Here is a 21,092-nt window from a genome sequence, read left to right on the forward strand (position 1 = left end):
GCGACCGGCGACGGCGGCGGCATACGCGGCCGGCTGCTCGCGCGTTCCGCGCGGCTGCGGGACACACCCCCGGGCCCCGGCTACAAGTGGGTCGCCCTCTCCAACACCACGCTCGGCGTACTGATCGCCACGATGGACGCCTCCATCGTGATCATCTCGCTGCCTGCGATCTTCCGCGGGATCGGGCTCGACCCGCTCGCGGCCGGGAACATCGGCTATCTGCTGTGGATGATCCTCGGCTATCTGCTGGTCTCGGCCGTCCTGGTCGTCGTCCTCGGCCGGCTCGGCGACATGTTCGGCCGGGTCCGCATCTACAACCTCGGCTTCCTGGTCTTCGCGTGCGCCTCCGTCGCGCTGTCCCTCGACCCGTTCCGGGCCGGTGCGGGCGCGCTGTGGCTCATCCTGTGGCGCATCGTGCAGGCCTTCGGCGGATCCATGCTCACCGCCAACTCGGCCGCGATCCTCACCGACGCCTTCCCGGCCCGGCAGCGCGGCATGGCCCTCGGCATCAACCAGATCACCGCGCTCGCCGGACAGTTCCTCGGCCTGCTCGCCGGCGGCCTGCTGGCCGCGGTCGACTGGCGAGCGGTGTTCTGGGTGAGCGTCCCGGTGAGCATCACCGGCACGATCTGGTCGTACCTGAGCCTGCGCGAGACCTCCGTCGGCGGCCGCGGCCGGGTCGACTGGCTCGGCAACATCACTTTCGCCTGCGGCGCGGGCATCCTGCTCGCCGGCATCACCTACGGCATCCAGCCCTACGCCGGCCACTCCACCGGCTGGACCAACCCCTGGGTCCTGAGCGGCCTGTTCGGCGGCCTCTTCCTGCTGCTGGTGTTCGCCTACGTCGAGACCCGTGTCCCCGAGCCGATGTTCCGCCTGTCGCTGTTCAGGGTGCGCGCGTTCGCGGCGGGCAACCTGGCCGCCCTGCTGACCGCGATCGCCCGCGGCGGACTCCAGTTCATGCTGATCATCTGGCTCCAGGGCATCTGGCTGCCGCTGCACGGCTACGCCTTCGAGGACACCCCGCTGTGGGCCGGCATCTTCATGCTCCCGCTCACCCTCGGCTTCCTGATCGCCGGGCCGGTCTCCGGCTATCTGTCCGACCGGTTCGGCGCCCGGCTGTTCTCCACCGCAGGGCTGCTCGTCGTCGCCGCGTCCTTCCTCGGTCTGCTCGCCCTGCCGGTGGACTTCGACTACGGCGTCTTCGCGACGCTGCTCCTGCTCAACGGGCTGGGCCAGGGCATGTTCTCCGCGCCCAACACCTCCTCCATCATGGGCAGCGTGCCGGCCCGCTACCGGGGCGTGGCCTCCGGAATGCGCTCCACCTTCCAGAACTCGGGCACGGCCCTGTCCATCGGCGTCTTCTTCTCGCTCATGGTGTCCGGGCTCGCCGGCACCCTGCCGAAGACGCTCGCCGCCGGGCTCCAGGCCCACGGCGTCCCGGCCGGCACCGCCCACGAGGTGGCCTCGCTGCCGCCGGTCAGCACCCTGTTCGCCACCTTCCTGGGCAACAACCCCATCGGCCATCTGCTCGGCTCCGGCGGCACCCTGGACCAGCTGACCGCGGCCCAGCGCGCCACCCTGACCGGCCACACCTTCTTCCCGGAGCTGGTCTCCGGCCCCTTCCACCACGGCCTGGCCGTCGTCTTCGGCGTCGCCACCGGCATGGCCCTGGTCTCCGCACTCGCCTCCGCGCTGCGCGGCGGCCACCAGCGTGCCGACGACGACACCCCGACCGGGCACGACACGAAAGGACAGTCCTCGTGCCGCACAGCGCGCTCCTCGTGATGGACGTCCAGCGCTCCGTCCTCGGCCGTTTCGACACCTCCGGCGACTGCCTCGGCCGCCTCGGCGAGGCCGTCGCCGCCGCCCGCGCGGCCGAGCTGCCGGTGATCCACGTGGTGGTCGGCTTCCGGCCGGGCCACCCCGAAGTCAGCCCGCGCAACAAGTCGTTCAGCGCCGTCGCGGGCTCCGGCCGACTCGTCACGGGCGACCCCGGCGCCGAGATCCACCCGGACGTCGCACCGCGCCCCGAGGACGTGATCGTCACCAAGCGCCGGGTGAGCGCGTTCGCGGGCAGCGACCTCGACCTCGTCCTGCGGTCGGCCGGCATCGAGCATCTGGTGCTCACCGGCATCGCCACCAGCGGCGTCGTCCTGTCCACCCTGCGCCAGGCCGCCGACCTCGACTTCCGCCTCACCGTCCTCGCCGACGCCTGCCTCGACGCGGACCCGGAGGTCCACCGCGTCCTCACCGAGAAGGTCTTCCCCCGCCAGGCGGACGTGCTGTCCGTCGCGGACTGGACCAAGGGCCTTGCCGGAGACGGCGGTTGAGGCCGCGCTACGCCGTCTTCGCGCGCCGCCTGCGTACGACATGGCGCACGACGAGGGCCGCGAGGACGACGGCGGCGGCGCCGACGACGTAGAGCAGATAGCGGTTGACCTCGGCGTAGATGGTGGTGATGTGACTGCCCGCCAGATAGGCGAGGGTCGTCCACAGACCGACCCACAGCGCCGCGCCGAGCGCGTTGAAGGCGAGGAAGCGCGGCCAGGGCATGCCGGTGGTGCCCGCGATGATGCCGTTGGCCTGGCGCAGCCCCTCGATGAACCGGGCCACGGTCACGATCTTGCCGCCGTGCCGGGCGAAGAACTCCTCGGCGGCGGCGAACCGCTCCGGCGTCAGGAAGACGTACTTCCCCCACCGGTGCACGAACGCCCGCCCGCCGACCCGGCCGATCAGATAGCCGATGTTGTCCCCGACGAGGGCCGCGACGAAGGCGATGACCGCGACCGCCACGACGTTCAGCCGCCCCGCGCCCGCGTACACCCCCGCCGCCAGCAGCATCGTCTCGCCGGGCGCGGGCACCCCGAAGTCCTCGACCAGGACCACCGCCCCGACCGCCCAGTAGCCGTAGTGTTCGAGCAGCGGCGCCAGATGGGCCAGCGGGCCCGGGAGCGGAGGGGCGGACATGACACCACGGTACGTCCGGCCGTCCCGCCCCCGGGCTGCGGCGGATCAGGAGCGGGCCACGGTGTCCTCGTCCGGTACGGCCGCGGTCGCGTCCGCCGCGACGGGGCGCGGCTCCTCGGCCGGTGCCGCGGGGCCGGACCGCAGGCCGGTCAGCCGGCGGGCGAGCGGCTCGGTCCAGCGGGCGGTCAGCGGGCCGAGGACGACGAGGATCAGCACGTACGCGGTGGCCAGCGGGCCGAGGTCGGAGTCGATCCCGGAGGTGACGGCGAGACCGGCGATGACGATGGAGAACTCGCCGCGCGCGACCAGCGTGCCGCCCGCCCGCCAGCGGCCCTTGGCCGAGACGCCCGCACGCCGGGCCGCCCAGTACCCCGTCGCGATCTTGGTGAGCGCGGTGACCACGGCCAGCGCGAGCGCGGGCAGCAGCACCGGCGGGATGCTCGCCGGGTCCGTGTGCAGACCGAAGAAGACGAAGAACACCGCCGCGAACAGGTCCCGCAGCGGCGCGAGCAGGTTGTGGGCGCCCTCGGCGACCTCGCCGGACAGGGCGATGCCGACCAGGAACGCGCCGACGGCCGCCGACACCTGGAGCTGCTGCGCCACCCCGGCGACCAGCAGCGTCAGCCCGAGCACCACGAGCAGCAGCTTCTCCGGGTCGTCGGTGGAGACGAAGCGGGAGATGTGCCGGCCGAAGCGCACCGCCACCAGCAGGACCAGACCGGCCACGCCGAGCGCGATGCCCAGGGTGAGGCTGCCGGCGGCGAAGCCGGTGCCGGCCAGCAGCGCCGTGACGACCGGCAGATAGACCGCCATGGACAGGTCCTCCAGCACCAGGATGCTGAGGATCACCGGGGTCTCCCGGTTGCCGATCCGCCCCAGGTCGCCGAGGACCTTGGCGATGACGCCGGAGGAGGAGATCCAGGTGATGCCGGCGAGTACGACGGCGGCGATCGGACCCCAGCCCAGCAGCAGGGCCGCCGCGGCGCCGGGCAGGGCGTTGAGGGCCATGTCGACGAGGCCGGCCGGGTACTGGGTCTTGAGGTTGGACACCAGATCGCTGGCCGTGTACTCCAGGCCCAGCATGAGCAGCAGCAGGATCACGCCGATCTCGGCGCCGACGGCCACGAACTCCTCGCTGGCGCCGAGCGGCAGCAGCCCGCCCTCGCCGAAGGCCAGCCCGGCCAGCAGGTACAGGGGTATCGGGGAGAACCGCAGGCGGGCGGCGAGCCGTCCGAGCAGACCGAGGCCCAGGATGATGGCGCCGAACTCGATCAGGAAGACCGCGGAGGAGTGCACGCGCTCACTCCCGCCCGAGTATCGCGGCGGCCGCGTCGGCGCCCTCGCGGGTGCCGATCACGATCAGCGTGTCCCCGCCGGCCAGCCGGAAGTCGGGTCCGGGGGAGGGGATGGCCTCGGCGCGGCGCAGCACGGCCACGATCGACACCCCGGTCTCGGTGCGCATCCGGGTGTCGCCGAGCAGCCGGCCGTTCCAGTACGAGCCCGAGGACAGCTCGATCCGCTCGGCCACCAGGCCGAGCTCCGTCGTGGACAGCAGGTTCGGGCTGTGGTGGGTGGGCTTCAGGGTGCCGGCCAGGGCCTCCGCCTCCTGGCCTGTGAGGTGGACCGACAGCGCACAGGCGTCGGGGTCGTCGCCCCGGTACGCGCTCAGCGTCCTCGACCCGTCCCGGTGGGCCACGACCGACAGTCCGCGGCGTTCGCGGGTCGTCAGGTCGTACCGGACGCCGATGCCTGGCAACGGCGTCCTGCTCGTGCGTGCTGCGCCCATGGCTGCCCCCTGTCCGTTTGACGGTTTCTTGGCGAAACCATTACCGGAACCTTAACCTGGCCGCGCGGGGCGGCCGGGCGGGCCCCGGTCGGACGGGGGGCGGGGAGGATATGGGGTGGGGCGCCGTTATGCGCCGTGGCGCGAGGGGGCCTCATCGTCCTCGGGGGTGAGCTGGCAGGCGTGGCACAGCTCGTGCTCGCCGTCACGGCTGACGACGGTTCCCCAGCCGAGGCACACCTCGCATTCGCGGGCGAGACCCAGGTCGGGCCGGGGAGGCAGGAGGGGGCTGCGGTGGGCTCCGTAGACCATGAGCAGTGCGGCTCCTCGGAAGTCGCGGGGAGGGGTGACGGCGTTGCCGTGGGCGGTGACAACGCTGTCAGGCCACTTCCAGTATGTCCGAGATATTCCACCTGTCTGTGACGTACGTCACTCGGTGCCACATCTTGCCCGCTCCACCGCGCCGCCCCCGGGCCGCGGTGAGTCAGCCGAGGTTGCCGAGCCGGGCCTCCCGCCACAGGTCCACGCCGCCGTCGGTCGCGTACTTGTCGATCTCGGCCAGTTCCTCGGCGCTGAAGTCCAGGTTCTCCAGGGCCGCCACGTTCTGCTCCAACTGCCCGGTCCGCGAGGCGCCGATCACGAGCGACGTCACCCGCTCGTCCCGCAACGCCCACGCCAGCGCCAGTTGGGCGAGGGTCTGGCCGCGCCGGGCCGCGATGTCGTTCAGCGACCGCAGCCGGTCCAGCATGTCGTCCGTCAGCCAGGACGTGTCGAACGACGTGCCCTGCGCGGCCCGCGAGTCCCGCGGCACGCCCTCCAGGTAACGGCCCGTCAGCAGCCCCTGCGCGAGCGCCGTGAAGCCGATGACCCCGAAGCCCTCCTCCTCGGCGGTGTCCAGCAGGCCGTCGGTCTCGATCCAGCGGTTGACCATGCTGTACGACGGCTGGTGGATCAGCAGTGGGGTGCCCAGCTCGCGCAGGATGGCGGCCGCCTGCCGGGTGCGTTCGGCGTCGTAGGAGGAGATGCCCACATAGAGGGCCTTGCCCTGGCGGACGGCGGTGTCGAGCGCGCCCATCGTCTCCTCCAGCGGCGTGGAGGCGTCCAGCCGGTGGGAGTAGAAGATGTCCACGTAGTCCACGCCCATCCGGCGCAGCGACTGGTCGAGCGAGGCCAGCACGTACTTGCGCGAGCCGCCGCCCTGCCCGTAGGGGCCGGGCCACATGTCCCAGCCGGCCTTGGTGGAGACCACCAGCTCGTCCCGGTACGGCGCGAGGTCGCGCTTCAGCAGCCGCCCGAAGTTCAGCTCGGCCGCGCCGTACGGCGGGCCGTAGTTGTTCGCCAGGTCGTGGTGGGTGATCCCGAGGTCGAAGGCGCGCAGCGCGATCTCGCGCTGGGTCTCGAAGGGGCGGTCGTCGCCGAAGTTGTGCCAGTAGCCGAGCGACAGGACCGGCAGGTCCAGTCCCGAGCGGCCGGTGCGCCGGTAGCGCATGGTGCCGTCGTAGCGAGCGGGGTCCGCGACGTGGGTCATCGGGTCTCTCCGGGTGGTGCCGTAGGGGCCGCCTCTCCGGTCGTGGAGGGGGCGGGTCCACCCTCGCTTCCGCATGCCGCGCGCGTCCAACCGCCGTACCGGATGGGATTGAGTGATTCCGTTTCTGAATCGGGCGCGGCCGACCTGCCTCGTCGCGGAGCTTGCGGTTGTCCGATCCTACGAACTTCGCGCGCGCCGGGTATCCGGTCCGTGGCACTTCTGATAGGAAACTTTCCTACCAGTACTGCGGTACGGACCAACTCCCCACCCCCCGCCTCGACTTGGAGTCCCTGTGGTACACGCAGACCGCGAATCATCCCCCGCCACCGTCTCCCGCCGCACTCTCGTCGCCGTGCTCGGCGCCGCCGTCGCCTCCGGTGCCCTGATCGGCACCGAGCGCGCGAGCGCGGCCCCGTCGGCCCCGGCGGCCCGCGCGGCCGGAGCGGGCCTCGACGACCCGGCGAAGAAGGAGATCGCCATGGAACTCGTGTCGAGCGCGGAGAACTCCTCGCTCGACTGGAAGGCCCAGTACAAGTACATCGAGGACATCGGCGACGGCCGCGGCTACACCGCCGGCATCATCGGCTTCTGTTCCGGCACCGGCGACATGCTCGACCTCGTCCAGCTCTACGCCGACCGCAGGTCCGGCAACGTCCTCGCGAAGTACCTGCCCGCCCTGCGCAAGGTCAACGGCAGCGACTCGCACGCCGGCCTCGACCCGAACTACCCCGGGGACTGGCGTACGGCGGCCAAGGACACCGTCTTCCAGCAGTGCCAGAACGACGAGCGCGACCGCGTCTACTTCAACCCCGCGGTCGGCCAGGGCAAGACGGACGGCCTGCGCACGCTCGGCCAGTTCTGCTACTACGACGCCATCGTCATGCACGGCGACGGCGGCGACCCGACCAGCTTCAGCAACATCCGCAAGCGCGCCCTGCGCAGCGCCAAGCCGCCGGCGCAGGGCGGCGACGAGACGACGTACCTCAACGCCTTCCTCGACGCCCGGGTGTGGGCCATGAAGCAGGAGGAGGCGCACAGCGACACCAGCCGCGTCGACACCGAGCAGAGGGTCTTCCTGCGCAAGGGCAACCTCGACCTGGACACCCCGCTCGACTGGAAGACGTACGGGGACAGTTACCACATCGGCTGACACCGCATCGGCCGGCATCGCATCGCCCGACCCGCGAGCGGGGTGTACTCGCGGGTCAGGGCCCTGGCGGGGAAAGATGGGCGGTGAGCGATCGATCACACAGGCATCGATCACACCGACGCGGAGGAATAGGGACTCATGCCGCACGAGCGAGCGGGCCGGCCGGCCGAGCCCGAGGACCTGGTCGACGTGGCCCGGCTGGTCACGGCGTACTACGCGCTCCACCCGGATCCTGCCGATCCGGCACAGCGGGTCGCGTTCGGCACCTCCGGGCACCGGGGCTCGTCCCTGGCGAGCGCCTTCAACGAGGACCACATCGCGGCCACGAGCCAGGCCATCTGCGAGTACCGCGCGGCTCAGGGCATCGACGGCCCCCTCTTCCTGGGGGCCGACACCCACGCCCTGTCGGAGCCCGCGAAGGTCACCGCGCTGGAGGTGTTCGCCGCGGGCGGCGTGAGCGTCCTGATCGACAGCGCCGACGGCTACACGCCCACCCCTGCCGTCTCGCACGCCATCCTCACCCACAACCGCGGGCGCACCTCAGGCCTCGCCGACGGCGTCGTGGTCACCCCCTCGCACAACCCGCCCGCCGACGGCGGCTTCAAGTACAACCCGCCGAGCGGCGGCCCGGCCGCCTCCGACGCCACCTCCTGGATCCAGGACCGCGCCAACCAGATCATCACCGGCGGCCTGAAGGACGTGCGACGGCTGCCGTACGCCCGTGCGCTCGCCGCCGGGACGACCGGACGGTACGACTTCCTCGGCGCCTACGTCGGTGATCTGCCGAGCGTGCTGGACCTGGACGCGATCCGTGCGGCCGGGGTGCGCATCGGCGCCGACCCGCTCGGCGGCGCCTCCGTCGCCTACTGGGGCCGCATCGCCGAAGAGCACCGCATCGACCTGACCGTGGTCAATCCGCACACCGACCCCACCTGGCGGTTCATGACGCTGGACTGGGACGGCCAGATCCGCATGGACTGCTCCTCGCCCTACGCGATGGCCTCCCTCATCGAGCAGCGCGACCGCTTCCGCATCGCCACCGGCAACGACGCCGACGCCGACCGGCACGGCATCGTCACCCCGGACGGGGGCCTGATGAACCCCAACCACTACCTCGCGGTCGCCATCGACTACCTCTACCGGCACCGCGAGCACTGGCCCGCCGGCGCGGGCGTCGGAAAGACGCTCGTCTCCTCCAGGATGATCGACCGGGTCGCCGCCGACCTCGGCCGGCAGCTCGTCGAAGTCCCGGTCGGATTCAAGTGGTTCGTGGACGGACTGGTCGGCGGCTCCCTCGGGTTCGGCGGCGAGGAGTCGGCCGGCGCGTCCTTCCTGCGCCGCGACGGCTCGGTGTGGACCACCGACAAGGACGGCATCATCCTCGCCCTGCTCGCCTCCGAGATCACGGCCGTCTCGGACCGGACCCCGTCGGAGCACTACGCGGGCCTGATCGCCCGCTTCGGTGCCCCCGCCTACGCCCGCATCGACGCGCCCGCGACCCGCGAACAGAAGGCGCTGCTCGGCACGTTGTCTCCCGCCCAGGTCACCGCCGACACCCTCGCCGGCGAGCCGGTCACGGCCGTGCTCACCGAGGCGCCCGGCAACGGCGCCGCGATCGGCGGGATCAAGGTCACCACGGACAACGCCTGGTTCGCGGCCCGCCCTTCGGGCACCGAGGACGTCTACAAGGTCTACGCCGAGTCCTTCCTCGGCCCCGGCCACCTCGCCCGGGTCCAGGAGGAGGCCAAGGCCGTGGTGCGCGCCGCGCTGGGCGGCTGAACGCCGGTTGCTCAGCCGCGCCCGCGATGCCGGTCCGGGCGGTCCAGCCGGTCCAGGACCGCCCGGGCCATGGCCTGTTCCCCCCTGGCGTTGGGGTGGGCCGGGGCCGCGGGCGCGGCGGGCTGGAGCGGCTCGATCCAGCGGTCCGCGGGCGACTTGCACATGTCGTGGCCGACCGTGGGGCCGTAGGTGTCCGCGTACTCGGCCCGGTCGACCGCCGCCACCAGCCGCAGCATCAGGTTCAGGTGCTTCTCGGTGTCCCGGAGGTAGGGGAAGTCGCCCTGGGCGAAGGGGACCTGGGGGAAGCAGCCGGTGCCGTCGTCGGGCAGCAGGTCCGGGTAGCCGACGACGACCACCCGCGCGTGCGGCGCACGGGCGTGCACGGCCCGCAGCACCCGGTCGACCTTCGGCGCGGTCTGCGCGATCGCGAGGGTCAACCCGTCGTAGCCGGCGGCCTCGTAGGAGCGCTCGCAGGGGTTGCCCGTCGGGTCCTGGGCGGCGAGCCGGGCGCAGGTGCCGATGATCGCGCCGAATCCGACGTCGTTGCCGCCGATCTGGACCGTCACGAGGTCCGTGTCCCGCCGCACCGCGTCGAGCTGGGGTCTGTTCGTGCCCTGCGCCCGCCACATCTCGGCGGTCGTCGCACCGGCACAGCTGACGTCCGTGAAGGTGCTCACGCGCCGTCCCGCGGCCACCAGCGAGGGGTAATTGCGGTCGGAGCGGGCGCAGTTGGCGTCCACCTGGGCCGGGATGCCGGGGCCCGAGGTGTAGGAGTCGCCGAGCGCCACGTAGCCGGTGCCGCGGCCGGGTCCGCCGGGGTGCGCGGCGGCCGGGACCGCCGAGGCGGCGACGAGGGCGCAGCCGCCCAGTGCCGCCCCGAGTACCGCGGCCCGCCGCCGGACTCCCGTACCGCCCGCCGGACGCGTGGATTTCGCCATGATTCCTCCCCCTGGGTTCGACCGGTTCTGTATACCGTCCGGTAGGCGCCGCCGACCAGAAGCAGGAACGAACGAGTTTATTCGCGGACATGTCACTCGGTCGGGTACCGCCGGCCGAGGATCGACGTACCGCCGTCACCGACCCGTGATCATGCCCCTGTGAAGCCGAACCGTCGAAGTGCCCTGCGCCGCCGTGCCGTTCCGGCCGCGCTCGGCACCCTCAGTGTCCTGTCCCTGCTCTCCGCCCTGCCCGCCGCCGCCCAGCCGGCGGCCGCGGACGCCGGACGCCCCGCACAGCCCGTGCGCCGGGCCGTCACGCCCGCGGAGGCACGCACGGATGCCGCTCTGCGTTCCCTCCACGACCGGCCCGCGGCCCTGCGCGACTTCTTCCGGGCGATGCCCAAGGGCGGCGACCTGCACAACCACCTCTCCGGCGCGGTCACCACGGAGTACCTGATCGAGCTGGCCGCCGCGGACGGCCTGTGCATCAACACCACGACCCTCGCCGCGGCCGAGCCGCCCTGCGGCACCGGCACCCGTCCCGCCGCCGACGCGCGCACCGACCGCGCCTTCCACGACGCGATCGTCCGGGCCTGGTCCATGCAGGACTTCCCGCCCGGCCGGAACGGCCACGACCACTTCTTCGCGACGTTCGACAAGTTCGGCGAGGTCACCTGGCGCAATCGCGGCAAGCTGCTCGCCGACGTCGCCGACACCACCGTACGCAACAACCAGTTCTATCTGGAGACGATGGTCACCCCGGCCTCGGACGGAGCGAAGAAGCTCGCCGCCGAGGTCGGCTGGGACGACGATCTCGCCGCCCTGCACCGCACGTTGCTGGCGGGCGGCAAGCTGGACAAGCTGGTCGCCGACGCCCGCAAGGAGGCCGACGCCGGCGACACCGAGTTCCGTGCCGCCGAGCACTGCGGCACCTCGAAGGCCCGCCCCGGCTGCGGGCTCACGGTCCGCTGGATCTCCCAGGCGAACCGGGGCAGTTCCCCCGAGCGGACCTTCACCCAGCTCGCGCTCGGCATGCGGCTGGCCGAGGCCGACCCGCGCTTCGTCGCGGTCAACCTCGTCCAGCCCGAGGACTGGGACAGCTCGCTGCGGAACTACAGCCTCCAGATGCGCATGGTCGGCTATCTGCGTACCCAGTACCCGAAGGCCCATGTCTCCCTGCACGCGGGGGAGTTGTGGCCCGGACTGGTCAAGCCCGAGGCCCTGAAGTCCCACATCGAGGAGGCCGTGGACGTCGCGCACACCGAGCGCGTCGGGCACGGTGTCGACCTGCGCTGGGAGGACGACTGGCAGCGCACGGCTCGCACGATGGCGAAGCGCCGGATCGCCGTCGAGGTGCCCTTCTCCAGCAACGCCCAGATCCTCGGCGTGAAGGGCGGCGACCACCCCTTCACCACCTACCTGCGCTACGGCGTCCCCGTCGTCCTGTCCACCGACGACCCCGGGGTGTCCCGCATCGACATCACCCACGAGTACCAGTACGCCGCCGAGACCTACGGCCTCGGCTACCCCGAGCTGAAGGACCTGGCCCGCACCTCGCTGGAGTACGCCTTCCTGCCCGGCGCGAGCCTGTGGCAGGGCAACCCGACCGCCCAGGGCTTCCACCCGGTGCCGGTCTGCCGCGCTGAGCGCCCCGGCCTGCCCGTGCGCGGCGCGGGCTGCCGGAAGTTCCTCGGCGGCAGCGCCAAGGCGCAGCTCGAATGGCGCCAGGAAGCGGCCTTCGCCGCCTTCGAGCAGGCCCACGCCTGACGGCAGCGCGCCCCGCGTCTCAACTCCCCTCTGAAAGAGCCAGTTGGCCGAGAAGCGGCCCGCCGTGCACACGGTGGGCCGCGTTCCGTCGCCGGGCACCCGTCGACTCTGCGCCAATGTCGCCCGGCGCGCTCCCGGCGCCGGGGTCCGTCGGCCAGAGCCAGGTGGGTGACCTGCGGGAACGGTGTGCGAAGCTGCGGGGGACAGCGACCGCGCGACGGAGGAGAGGAGCCTCATGGCCATCATCCACCACACCACGCTCAAGCCCACGAAGCTGGAGCTGCTCACCGACTGGCTGCCCACCCGCCCCTGGTACCGGGGCGGCCCGGACGCCCCGGTGCTGACCAAGTCCGGTGGCTTCCGGCTGGACGACCCGGCGGGCGAGGTCGGCATCGAGTTCATGGTGGCCACGGACACCTCCACCCCCGAACCGACCGCCTACCTCGTCCCGTTGACGTACCGCGGCGCACCGCTGGCGGGTGCGGAGCACGCCCTCGTCGGCACGTTGGAGCACGGTGTGCTGGGCAGGCGCTGGGCCTACGACGGCTGCCACGACCCGGTGCTGGCCGCCGAGCTCCTGAAGCTCATCGACGGCCGGGCCCAGGCACAGGCCCAGAGCATCGACAACACCCCGGACCACGAGGTGGCCCTCTCCTACGCCGGAGCCCCGTTCACCCTCGACGGCTTCACGCCCGCCCCGGCCGACGACGAGCACGGCACCCGCCTCCCCGCGCCGCACGGCACGGTCCTCCAGGTGCACCGGGTCCTGACCCCCGTCCCGGAGCACCCGCCGCTGCCCCCCGAGGGCGCGCTCGGCCATGTCGCCCGCGGCTGGCAGGCGCCGGACGGCACGGGGCTGTCGGCGCTGTTCGTGACGGTGCGCACGGCCTGACGCCACACCGGCCCGCCTTCTGGCATGGTCCGGTCAAATCTGACACTCTTTTGACGGTTCGACGCTTCGAGTGATCGCGCAAGCCCCGTCCGCGGCCGCGCCGGCGCACCCCAGCCGGCCGGCCGCCACCGAGCAGGCCGGGATCCCGGCCGCCGCAAAGGAGTAGCGTGTGAGACCGACCCCCCACAAGGCCCTCGGCGCCGGTGCGCTCACCGTCGCCGCGCTGGCCGCCTTCGTCCTCCCCGCAAGCCCCGCCGCCGCAGCCCGGCCGGCCCCGCACCAGACCCCGCGCCCGGCCGCCTCCTGCACTCCGGCACAGGTCGTCGGCAACGGCGGCTTCGAGAACGGCGCGTCGTCGTGGACCGCGTCCTCGTCCGGCACGATCACCAGCCGCTCCGGACAGACCGCCCACGGTGGCAGCTCCTACGCCTGGCTGGACGGCACCGGCGGCACCCACACCGACACCCTGAGCCAGAGCGTCACCGTCCCGGCCGGGTGCGACCGGGCCACCCTCACCTTCTGGCTGCACATCGACACCGCCGAGACCACGTCGTCCGTCGCGTACGACAAGCTCACGGCCAAGATCGGCGGCACGACGCTGGGCACGTACTCGAACCTCGACAAGAACACCGGCTACGTGAGGAAGTCGTTCGACGTGTCGGCGTACGCCGGGCAGACCGTCACCCTGTCCTTCACCGGGACCGAGGACTCCAGCCTCCAGACCAGCTTCGTGCTGGACGACATCGCGCTCGACACCTCCGGCGGCACCGCACCGCCGAGCGACTCGACCCGTACCCCGGCCGCGCCCTCATACACGGTGAACCTCAGCAGCGACACGACCGGCACCCAGTGGACCGGGCACGAGAGCGTGACCTTCGCCAACGCCTCGGCCACCGCGCTGAACGAGGTCTACCTGCGACTGTGGGACAACTATCACGGCACGTGCGACGCCATGCCGATCCGCGTCACGGGCGTCACCGGCGGCACCGCGCAGGCACCCACCGTGGACTGCACCGCCGTCAAGGTCGACCTGCCGGCCCCGCTCGCCCAGGGCCAGAGCGCCACCATCGGCTTCGACCTCGGCATCACGGTGCCCAGCGGCGCCGACCGCTTCGGCCATGACGGCGCCTACAGCTTCATCGGCAACGCCCTGCCCGTCCTCGCCGTCCGCGACAGCTCCGGCTGGCACCTGGACCCGTACACCAACAACGGCGAGTCCTTCTACTCCCTGGCCGCCGACTTCAAGGTGACCCTGGACCACCCCAGCAGCCTGCTGGTCCCGGCCACCGGCACCTCCACCGACACCCCCGGCGCGGGCGGCCGTACGGTGACGACCGCGACGGCGTCCTCGGTGCGCGACTTCGCCTGGGCCGCCGGACCCTTCACCAAGATCTCCGGCACGTCGTCCGCCGGTGTCGCGGTGAACGTCTACTCCGTCTCGGGCATCAGCTCCGCCAACGCCCAGTCCATGCTCGGCACCGCGAAGAGCGCCGTGGACGCCCACGCGGGCCGCTTCGGCGCCTACCCCTACGGCGAGCTGGACGCCGTGCTCGACAACAACTACTGGTTCGGCGGCATGGAGTATCCGGGGTTCGTCCTGGACGTGGTCAGCAGCACCGCGCTCACCCATGAGATCGGCCACCAGTGGTGGTACGGCATCGTCGGCGACGACGAGTACAACAGCCCCTGGCTGGACGAGGCGTTCACCGACTACGCCACCGACCTCGCCCTCGGCAAGACCGGCAGCAACTGCTGGAGCGGCGTCTCCTGGGCCTCGCCCGACGAGAGGATCACCGACTCCATGGCCTACTGGGACGCGCACTCCTCGCGCTACTCCACCGTCGTCTACGGCTACGGCAAGTGCGCGCTGCACGACCTGCGCCGCGTCATCGGCGACACCGCCATGACCAAGCTGCTGAAGGACTACGCGACCGCGCACTGGTACGGCGTGTCGACCACGGCCGAGTTCAAGGCGGCGGCCCAGGCGGCCACCGGCACCGACCTCACGTCCTTCTGGACCCAGCACCGTATCGACGGCTGACGACGGCTCGACCGCCGGCGACCGCTGACGACGGCCGACAGCGAGCGATCCGGCGGCGGCCGGTCGCGGAGGCAGCCCGGGCCACCTCCGCGACCGTCCGCCGCACGACCGTCGGGCCACCCGTATGGACCAAGCAGGGCCCGGATTGGCCGTGTTGGGCGGCTTCCGGCGTGCGGGGCCGCCCGACTGCGTGTCAGATGACAGACGTGCGAACCTCCATCCTCTTCCAGCGCAGCCTGACCCGTCCGGCCCTCGCAGGGGCCCTGACCGGCCTTCTCCTGTGTGCGTCCGTCCCATCGGCGCTGTCCGCGCCGGCCCCCGACGTACCGCGTCGCGGCAGTGCGTACATGGGCATGGGCGTCCTCGCCCACGACGGCAGCACCCCCGACGCAGGCGACGGCAACGCGGACGACTCGTCGTCCGTGCCCCGCGCGACCCAGACCGAGGGGGTGGACGTCTCCAGCTATCAGGGCAACGTGGCCTGGTCCACCCTGTGGAGCGGCGGGGTCAGATGGGCGTACACCAAGGCCACCGAGGGGACGAGCTACCGGAACCCCTCCTTCACCCAGCAGTACAACGGCCCGTACAGCTCCGGCATGATCCGCGGCGCGTACCACTTCGCGACCCCGGACTCCTCCGGTGGCGCCGCTCAGGCCGACTACTTCGTCGGCCACGGCGGCGGCTGGTCCAGGGACGGCAAGACGCTGCCCGGCGCGCTCGACATCGAGTGGAACCCGTACGGCGACGACTGCTACGGCAAGTCCAAGAGCGCGATGGTCAGTTGGATCCGAGACTTCCTGAACCGGTACAAGTCCCGCACGGGTCGTTACGCCGTCATCTACACGGCGACCAACTGGTGGACTGAGTGCACCGGGAACTACGGCGGCTTCGCGGCGAACAACCCGCTGTGGATCGCCCGCTACGCCTCGTCCGCCGGGACGCTGCCGGCGGGCTGGAAGACACACACGATGTGGCAGTACACCTCGACCGGGAAGACCGTCGGGGACCGTGACCGGTTCAACGGCTCCACCGCCCGGGTGAAGGTCCTCGCGACGGGCTGAGCGTACGCCGCGCCGAACTGACCGCGTTCCTCCAGCGGTTGCCGTGGCGGAGACGGGACGGACCCATCCCCGCCACGGCGCGTCCGCTGGCCCGCGATCAGGCGGATCGGCGAATCAGGATGATCAGGAGAAGATGACCGAGCGGAGCTTGAGGCGGTCACCCAGGACCTTGCCGGGGTTCATGACGTAGTAGGTGTCGCCTTCGCAGTGCGGGTCGAGGAAGACCACGGCGGTGGCGCCCGTCCGGTTCTCCGGCGCGAAGCCGGGCTCCCCGGCCGTCCCGGGGAGATCGAGGCACTCCCCGCTCGGCGGATCGGTCAAGGTCTCGGCGTGCCGAGCGCCGTCGAGGCCGGTGTACGAGTACTGGAAGGATCCGGTCGCCGCGAAGGCCGACGTCGGCAGGGTCACGATCAGGGCCAGGGAGCCGACGGCGCAGGCCAGGGCGGTACGAAGGCGCATGTACGCGGTCCTTTCGGGGGTGCTGACAACATGATCGTCACTGCCCCGCGCGCTGCCCGATATGCGCTCCTCGTCCGGATGAGGGAATTCCCGGATCCATGCCCAACTCGGCGCGGGCAGCCCGAAGTCGAGGGCGTCGCCGTGCAGGTCTGCCCGCCATCCCGGACCGAGGCGTCTTCACGGGACTGGGCCTGCGCACCGGCGAAGACGACCACGGCGATCAGCGTGGCCAGGAGAGCGACCGCGCCCGCGGCGGCCGGACAGCCCCACAGCGCGTCCGCCTCGACGGCCTTGGCGGTGTCCAGCGTGACGCCGGCTGCCGCCGAACTCCCGGTGTGCGACGGCGAGTTCGACCTTGCTGTACTTGGTGACGCTGAGGAACGCGTCCGAAGTGCCGTCACGCGCTTGGCCGTGAGCCACCGGCTCGTCGGTCATGGCCTGCCTCCGGGGGCGTCGGTACAAGCGGACGAGCGAGGCGCGGTACGGTCGGCCCATGGCTGACCTGCGGCTGACCACCTCCTCCTTCCTGGTCCTCGGCGTCATCGACAAACTCGGCGAAGCCAGCGCCTACGACGTGAAGGTGGAGGCGGGCCGTACCGTCGCCCCGTTCTGGTCGGTACCGCATGCGCAGGTGTACGCGCAGTGCGACCGGCTGCTCGCCGCCGGACTGCTGTCCCAGGTCCGCCAGGAGAGCGGGCGGGGCCGCCGGGTGCTGGCCCTCACCGACCGCGGTCGCCGCGTCCTGCGCGACTGGCTCGACGACCCCGGCTTCGTGCCGGTCGAGGCGCGCGAGCGCGGCATCCTCAAACTCTGGTTCGGGGCCCGGCCGGAGCTGATCGCCCCCACTCAACGCGCCGAGCACGAGAAGACCTTGGGGGAGTACGAGGAACTCGCCGACAGCGTGGGCGAGTTGCTGACCTCCGGCCAGCGGGAAGCGCTGGAGTTCGGCATCCGGTACGAGCGGATGATGAGCGAGTTCTGGGAGTGGGTGCAAAGCCGCGACGAGCGCGCACCGGACCGTTGACCTCACGGGCGCACGGCCCTACCGTCGGTAACGCGCATAGTCCAGAAGAGACGGTCCAGAAGAGACTGTCACCGGGCCGCGAGGAACAGGGGGCGCCGTGCGTTCGTGGACGAGCAGCAGCACCTGGCGCCGCGCCGCCGCGGTGGCCGTGACGGCCGTATGCCTCTGGTACGCGCCCCTCGCGATGACCGAACTGTGGTCCTACGCCCGCCCCGGCGCCCCGGCCCCGGGCGCGTGGCTGCTGGCCCACACGGTTTCGCCCCGGTACGTCGCCGACGCGTTCGCGACCCGGGTCGCCCCCTACCGGCACAGCCTCGTCCCGATGATCGTGCACTCCGTTCTCGGCGGACTGCTCATGCTCCTCGGTCCGGCGCAGCTGCTGACCGCCGCCCGCCGCCGCGTACGCCTGCACCGCGCGCTGGGTGTGCTGTTCGCCGTCACGGTCTGCGCCTCCATGGCGGGCGCCGGCCTCTACCTCGCCCGCACCCCACCCCGGGACGCCTTCAGCGGAACGGCCTTCTGGATCGTCCTCGCCACGATCCTCGTCGGCACCGTCCTGAGCGTCGCCTTCGGCATCCTCGCCGCCGTCGGCCGCCTGCCCGACCTGCACCAGCGCTGGATGCTGCTCGCTTACGGGTACCTGCTGACCGCGCCCCTGCTGCGGCTGGAGTGGGGCGCCCTGCCGGCGCTGCTGCCCGGACTGCCGATGACGGAGGTCAACCGGGTGGCGATCATGCACCTCGGCTCCCTCGTCGTGTTCGGCGCGCTGCTCGCCGCCCGCGCCCGCGACCACCGGGACACCGTCGAGGGCCTCGGCCGCTCCTGGGCCCCGCTTCCCGTCACCGCCGCGGCCCACCTGGCCGGAGCGGCCGCTCTGCTCTGGCTCGCTCACGCCCTCACGTCCTACGGCACGCCCGGAAACCGGCTGCTGACCGCCTACCTGCTGCCCTACGCCATGGCCTACACCGTGATGGCCGCAGGCGCCCGGCGCGCCGCCCGCGCGGGCCGGGACTGGGCCCGCGAGGAGTGGCGGATCCAGCTCACCGGCCTCTGCCTGGCCCCCGCGCTCTCCGCCGGAGCGGTCGCGCTCTTCCAACACAGCCTGGGACTGGGCCCGTTCACCGCGCTCACCGCGGGTGTCGCCATCGGCTGCGGGCTCACGGCCTTCGGCGCCACCGCCGTGGTGAGCCTGCGCCTGCTGTACGCCCGTGAGGTCCGCCGCCGCGCCCTGCCCGCGGCGCCGCCCGTGTCCCGGACGCCGACCGCCGTGCCGTGAAGCCGGGTCAGCCGCCCGGAACCGGCCGGCGCGCACGCGTACAGCCGTCGTCCGCCCGTCCTCCGACCCGAGCGCCAACTCCCCGGAAGACACCCGGACATCACCCCGGCAAACACCCCGGCAGTCACCCGGAAACCTCCCCGGAAACGGAATCCGTCATGGCCGAACCGACCGACCCCGCCGTACCGACGGCGACCCCCGCGCCCCCGTCCGCCCGCTCGGCTGCCGTGCCCGGCCGGCCGCTGTCGGCCGGGGTGGCGCTGCTGGCCACCGCGGTCGCGGTGATCAACCTGCTCGTCGGGGGAGTGCTCACCGTCGTCGCCCTCACCGGACATGTCCTCGGCGCCTGGCCGTCGCCGGATCCGCTCAGCCCCGGACTCCTCGGTGCCGCGATGCTGGGCACCGCGCCCGCGCTGTTCACGCTCGCCCGCGCGACGACCTGGCAGCAGGCGCGCACCCTCGTGCTGCCGCTGGTCGTCGTGCCGGCCGGTCTGTTCGCGGTCAGCCTGGTCAACGTGCGCCGGCTGTACATCGCCCACGGCGGCCCGATCATCTCCGTGTTCTTCAGTCTCGGCTGGCTGCTCACCCTCGGCCTGCTCTGCGTGGCGGCGGTGATCTGCCTGGCCGGACAGGCCTTCACCCGGTCCGGACCGGCCGCCCCGCGGACCGTGCCGCTGCCGGGCTGGGCCAAACCGGCCCTCGCCGTGCTCGGCTCCTCCTGGCTGGGCATCGGCACCGGACTGCTCGTACGGCCCGGATTCTGGGCCGACTTCGTGCCCTGGCAGACCAACCGCGTCGACGCGCAGGCCCTCGGTGTCTGGGCCCTCGCCCTCGGCGTGGGAGTCCTCGGCTCCCTCGCCGAGGACGATCTCGACCGCACCCGGCCCGCCCTGCTCTCCCTGCCCGGAACCGCACTCGCCATGGCGGTCGTCCTGGCCGTGCGCGCCGCCCACGTCGACTGGGCCTCCGGGCCCGGACTGAGCCTGATCGTCATGGTGGGCGGGCTGCTGCTGGCCGGGGCGAGCGGGCGGCTCCTGCTCAAGGGCGGTGCCGGGACGCGTGAGGTGCCGGGCGGTACCGGCTGACCGTACGCGGCCCCGGCCGTACGCCCGACGTGTGGAGCGGATCGAGATCCTCCAGCCGCTGGGGCCCCGCCGCGGTGGATCCGGCCGTCATCGCGGACCTCCATGGGGTGTGCGCCGGCACCACCGTCGACCGGCCGGACCGCGTTCCCCGGCGGCGGCCTCAGCGCTCCAGACGCGGCGGCGCCCAGTCGGCGTGCCGCAGGATCGCGCGCATCGTCGCCCCGGACGGGGCGAGCCGGAGCGCGGTGTTGCGCAGACCGACGGCGAGCGGGTGGGCGAGCCGCTGCCCCATGCGGCCCGCCTGGCGGGCCGCGCGGGCGACGGCCTGGGAGCGGGGACGGCGCTCGGCGTCGTAGCGGGCCAGTGCCGAGGGGACCGAGGTCTGTGTGGCGAGCGCGGCGGCCAGCGTCGCGGCGTCCTCCAGGGCCTGGCACGCGCCCTGGCCCAGGTTCGGCGTCATGGCGTGTGCCGCGTCACCGAGCAGCACCACCCGGCCTGCGACGAACGACCGCAACGGCGTGACCAGTTCATGGATGTCGTGGTGGAGCACGGCCTGCGGCCGGGTCGCGGCCAGCAGTGCCGGGATCGGATCGTGCCAGCCGCCGAACCGGCGGCGCAGCATGCCGAGCGGGTCGGTGTGGCGGCCGCCCGGCGGCGCGGTGAGCACCGCGTGCCACTCGGCCCGGCCGTCGGCGAGGCCGATGTGCCCGAACTCGGCTCCCTCGCCCCACGTCAGCTCGAAGTCCGTGGCGAGATCGAGGGGTTGGTCGGTGATGGCCCGCAGGACCGTCGAACCGGCGTAGACCGGGCCGGGATGCTCCGGGAACAGCAGCGCGCGCAGCCGGCTGCCCACCCCGTCGGCCGTGACGACCAGGTCCGCTTCCCACATCTCGTCCGCGACCGGCACGGCCACCCGGTCGGGGGCCGCGCGGTCCGGCGCGGACACGGTGACGCCGGTGCGCAGGCACGGGGCGGGCAGCGCCGCGCGCAGCAGCCGGTGCAGGTCGGCGCGCCGGATGCCCATGATCGGGGTGCCGAGGGCGCGTTCGAGCGCGGCGCCGTCCATCCGCGCCAGCCAGCGGCCGTCGGGGGTGCGGGTGCCCCCGGTGTACTGCGGGCGGGCAGCCGCGCGCACCGCCGTACCGACACCGAGGGCGTCCAGCGCGCGCAGTCCGTTGGCGTGCAGCGAGATCCCCGCGCCCGCGTCGGCCAGAGTGGCGGACCGCTCCGCCACCCGGACGTCCCAGCCGATCCGGTGCAACCCGATGGCTGCGGCCAGCCCGCCGATACCGCCCCCGACCACCACCGCCGTACCGCCCATGACGGACCCCTTTCGACC

19 protein-coding genes are annotated in these 21,092 nt (G+C 72.6%); 11 read left to right on the forward strand and 8 right to left on the reverse strand.

Features of this window, described 5'->3' with window-relative positions:
* Window positions 1-132 precede the first annotated feature (132 nt).
* On the forward strand, window positions 133-1,788 hold the full coding sequence (locus tag ACFC8N_RS12535) for an MFS transporter (protein WP_376288292.1): 1,656 nt from the start codon (window positions 133-135) through the stop codon (window positions 1,786-1,788).
* Complete coding sequence (locus tag ACFC8N_RS12540) at window positions 1,764-2,333, forward strand: cysteine hydrolase family protein (protein WP_376288075.1); 570 nt, start codon at window positions 1,764-1,766, stop codon at window positions 2,331-2,333. The genes ACFC8N_RS12535 and ACFC8N_RS12540 overlap by 25 nt, the downstream gene beginning before the upstream one ends.
* A gap of 7 nt (window positions 2,334-2,340) precedes the next feature.
* On the opposite strand, the gene ACFC8N_RS12545 is transcribed toward ACFC8N_RS12540, so the two are convergent.
* The 5 genes from ACFC8N_RS12545 to mgrA all read right to left on the reverse strand — a co-directional run bounded on the left by ACFC8N_RS12545 (window position 2,341) and on the right by mgrA (window position 6,281).
* On the reverse strand, window positions 2,341-2,970 hold the full coding sequence (locus ACFC8N_RS12545; protein ID WP_356023896.1) for a DedA family protein: 630 nt from the start codon (window positions 2,968-2,970) through the stop codon (window positions 2,341-2,343).
* A 45-nt stretch (window positions 2,971-3,015) separates the two neighbouring features.
* On the reverse strand, window positions 3,016-4,266 hold the full coding sequence (locus ACFC8N_RS12550; RefSeq protein WP_362822140.1) for a cation:proton antiporter: 1,251 nt from the start codon (window positions 4,264-4,266) through the stop codon (window positions 3,016-3,018).
* Window positions 4,267-4,270: 4 nt separating this feature from the next.
* On the reverse strand, window positions 4,271-4,756 hold the full coding sequence (locus ACFC8N_RS12555) for a cation:proton antiporter regulatory subunit (protein ID WP_376288076.1): 486 nt from the start codon (window positions 4,754-4,756) through the stop codon (window positions 4,271-4,273).
* Between the two features lie 126 nt (window positions 4,757-4,882).
* Complete coding sequence (locus ACFC8N_RS12560; RefSeq protein ID WP_376288077.1) at window positions 4,883-5,065, reverse strand: hypothetical protein; 183 nt, start codon at window positions 5,063-5,065, stop codon at window positions 4,883-4,885.
* Between the two features lie 172 nt (window positions 5,066-5,237).
* Window positions 5,238-6,281 carry an L-glyceraldehyde 3-phosphate reductase gene (mgrA, locus tag ACFC8N_RS12565; protein ID WP_376288078.1) on the reverse strand — a complete coding sequence of 348 codons (1,044 nt, stop codon included), beginning with the start codon at window positions 6,279-6,281 and terminating at the stop codon, window positions 5,238-5,240.
* 292 nt (window positions 6,282-6,573) lie between these two features.
* Here mgrA and ACFC8N_RS12570 point away from each other — a divergent pair, with 292 nt between their 5' ends.
* Both ACFC8N_RS12570 and pgm read left to right on the forward strand, forming a co-directional pair.
* Window positions 6,574-7,431, forward strand: coding sequence for a chitosanase (locus ACFC8N_RS12570; RefSeq protein WP_376288079.1), 858 nt, complete (start codon window positions 6,574-6,576; stop codon window positions 7,429-7,431).
* 138 nt (window positions 7,432-7,569) lie between these two features.
* Window positions 7,570-9,210: a phosphoglucomutase (alpha-D-glucose-1,6-bisphosphate-dependent) gene (gene pgm / locus ACFC8N_RS12575; RefSeq protein ID WP_376288080.1), complete on the forward strand. Its 1,641-nt coding sequence runs from the start codon at window positions 7,570-7,572 to the stop codon at window positions 9,208-9,210.
* A gap of 11 nt (window positions 9,211-9,221) precedes the next feature.
* Here the strand turns inward: pgm and ACFC8N_RS12580 are convergent, their stop codons facing one another.
* The gene (locus ACFC8N_RS12580) at window positions 9,222-10,148 is read right to left on the reverse strand and encodes an SGNH/GDSL hydrolase family protein (protein ID WP_376288081.1); all 927 of its coding nucleotides are present in this window, start codon (window positions 10,146-10,148) and stop codon (window positions 9,222-9,224) included.
* Between the two features lie 159 nt (window positions 10,149-10,307).
* Between ACFC8N_RS12580 and ACFC8N_RS12585 the strand changes: the two genes are divergently transcribed.
* The 4 genes from ACFC8N_RS12585 to ACFC8N_RS12600 all read left to right on the forward strand — a co-directional run bounded on the left by ACFC8N_RS12585 (window position 10,308) and on the right by ACFC8N_RS12600 (window position 15,909).
* Window positions 10,308-11,915 (forward strand): adenosine deaminase, encoded by a 1,608-nt coding sequence (locus ACFC8N_RS12585; protein ID WP_376288082.1) that lies wholly within the window; start codon window positions 10,308-10,310, stop codon window positions 11,913-11,915.
* Window positions 11,916-12,150: 235 nt separating this feature from the next.
* Entirely contained in the window at window positions 12,151-12,807 is a 657-nt protein-coding gene (locus ACFC8N_RS12590; RefSeq protein WP_356023913.1) for a 1,4-alpha-glucan branching protein, read from the forward strand.
* 169 nt (window positions 12,808-12,976) lie between these two features.
* Window positions 12,977-14,848, forward strand: coding sequence for a M1 family aminopeptidase (locus tag ACFC8N_RS12595; protein WP_376288083.1), 1,872 nt, complete (start codon window positions 12,977-12,979; stop codon window positions 14,846-14,848).
* Between the two features lie 197 nt (window positions 14,849-15,045).
* Entirely contained in the window at window positions 15,046-15,909 is an 864-nt protein-coding gene (locus tag ACFC8N_RS12600; RefSeq protein ID WP_362822146.1) for a lysozyme, read from the forward strand.
* Between the two features lie 123 nt (window positions 15,910-16,032).
* Here the strand turns inward: ACFC8N_RS12600 and ACFC8N_RS12605 are convergent, their stop codons facing one another.
* Window positions 16,033-16,368 carry a hypothetical protein gene (locus ACFC8N_RS12605; protein WP_376288084.1) on the reverse strand — a complete coding sequence of 112 codons (336 nt, stop codon included), beginning with the start codon at window positions 16,366-16,368 and terminating at the stop codon, window positions 16,033-16,035.
* Window positions 16,369-16,861: 493 nt separating this feature from the next.
* Here ACFC8N_RS12605 and ACFC8N_RS12610 point away from each other — a divergent pair, with 493 nt between their 5' ends.
* The 3 genes from ACFC8N_RS12610 to ACFC8N_RS12620 all read left to right on the forward strand — a co-directional run bounded on the left by ACFC8N_RS12610 (window position 16,862) and on the right by ACFC8N_RS12620 (window position 19,753).
* Entirely contained in the window at window positions 16,862-17,392 is a 531-nt protein-coding gene (locus tag ACFC8N_RS12610; RefSeq protein ID WP_376288085.1) for a PadR family transcriptional regulator, read from the forward strand.
* Window positions 17,393-17,489: 97 nt separating this feature from the next.
* Window positions 17,490-18,668, forward strand: coding sequence for a DUF2306 domain-containing protein (locus tag ACFC8N_RS12615; RefSeq protein WP_376288086.1), 1,179 nt, complete (start codon window positions 17,490-17,492; stop codon window positions 18,666-18,668).
* Between the two features lie 158 nt (window positions 18,669-18,826).
* A complete protein-coding gene (locus ACFC8N_RS12620; protein ID WP_376288087.1) occupies window positions 18,827-19,753 on the forward strand; it encodes a hypothetical protein in 927 nt (308 codons plus the stop codon).
* Window positions 19,754-19,913: 160 nt separating this feature from the next.
* Here ACFC8N_RS12620 and ACFC8N_RS12625 read toward each other — a convergent pair whose 3' ends face one another.
* Window positions 19,914-21,074, reverse strand: a complete 1,161-nt coding sequence (locus tag ACFC8N_RS12625) for an FAD-dependent monooxygenase (protein WP_376288088.1) — start codon at window positions 21,072-21,074, stop codon at window positions 19,914-19,916.
* Window positions 21,075-21,092 lie beyond the last annotated feature (18 nt).

The sequence above is a fragment of the Streptomyces sp. NPDC055966 genome, assembly GCF_042269865.1.
Lineage (GTDB): Bacteria > Actinomycetota > Actinomycetes > Streptomycetales > Streptomycetaceae > Streptomyces.

Coding starts and splice junctions, on each gene's coding strand:
- ACFC8N_RS12600 (WP_362822146.1), top strand. CDS start 15,046: ATGACAGACGTGCGAACCTCCATCCTCTTCCAGCGCAGCCTGACCCGT.
- ACFC8N_RS12625 (WP_376288088.1), bottom strand. CDS start 21,074: ATGGGCGGTACGGCGGTGGTGGTCGGGGGCGGTATCGGCGGGCTGGCC.
- pgm (WP_376288080.1), top strand. CDS start 7,570: ATGCCGCACGAGCGAGCGGGCCGGCCGGCCGAGCCCGAGGACCTGGTC.
- ACFC8N_RS12545 (WP_356023896.1), bottom strand. CDS start 2,970: ATGTCCGCCCCTCCGCTCCCGGGCCCGCTGGCCCATCTGGCGCCGCTG.
- ACFC8N_RS12535 (WP_376288292.1), top strand. CDS start 133: ATGGACGCCTCCATCGTGATCATCTCGCTGCCTGCGATCTTCCGCGGG.
- ACFC8N_RS12560 (WP_376288077.1), bottom strand. CDS start 5,065: ATGGTCTACGGAGCCCACCGCAGCCCCCTCCTGCCTCCCCGGCCCGAC.
- ACFC8N_RS12605 (WP_376288084.1), bottom strand. CDS start 16,368: ATGCGCCTTCGTACCGCCCTGGCCTGCGCCGTCGGCTCCCTGGCCCTG.
- mgrA (WP_376288078.1), bottom strand. CDS start 6,281: ATGACCCACGTCGCGGACCCCGCTCGCTACGACGGCACCATGCGCTAC.
- ACFC8N_RS12580 (WP_376288081.1), bottom strand. CDS start 10,148: ATGGCGAAATCCACGCGTCCGGCGGGCGGTACGGGAGTCCGGCGGCGG.
- ACFC8N_RS12555 (WP_376288076.1), bottom strand. CDS start 4,756: ATGGGCGCAGCACGCACGAGCAGGACGCCGTTGCCAGGCATCGGCGTC.
- ACFC8N_RS12610 (WP_376288085.1), top strand. CDS start 16,862: ATGGCTGACCTGCGGCTGACCACCTCCTCCTTCCTGGTCCTCGGCGTC.
- ACFC8N_RS12620 (WP_376288087.1), top strand. CDS start 18,827: ATGGCCGAACCGACCGACCCCGCCGTACCGACGGCGACCCCCGCGCCC.
- ACFC8N_RS12590 (WP_356023913.1), top strand. CDS start 12,151: ATGGCCATCATCCACCACACCACGCTCAAGCCCACGAAGCTGGAGCTG.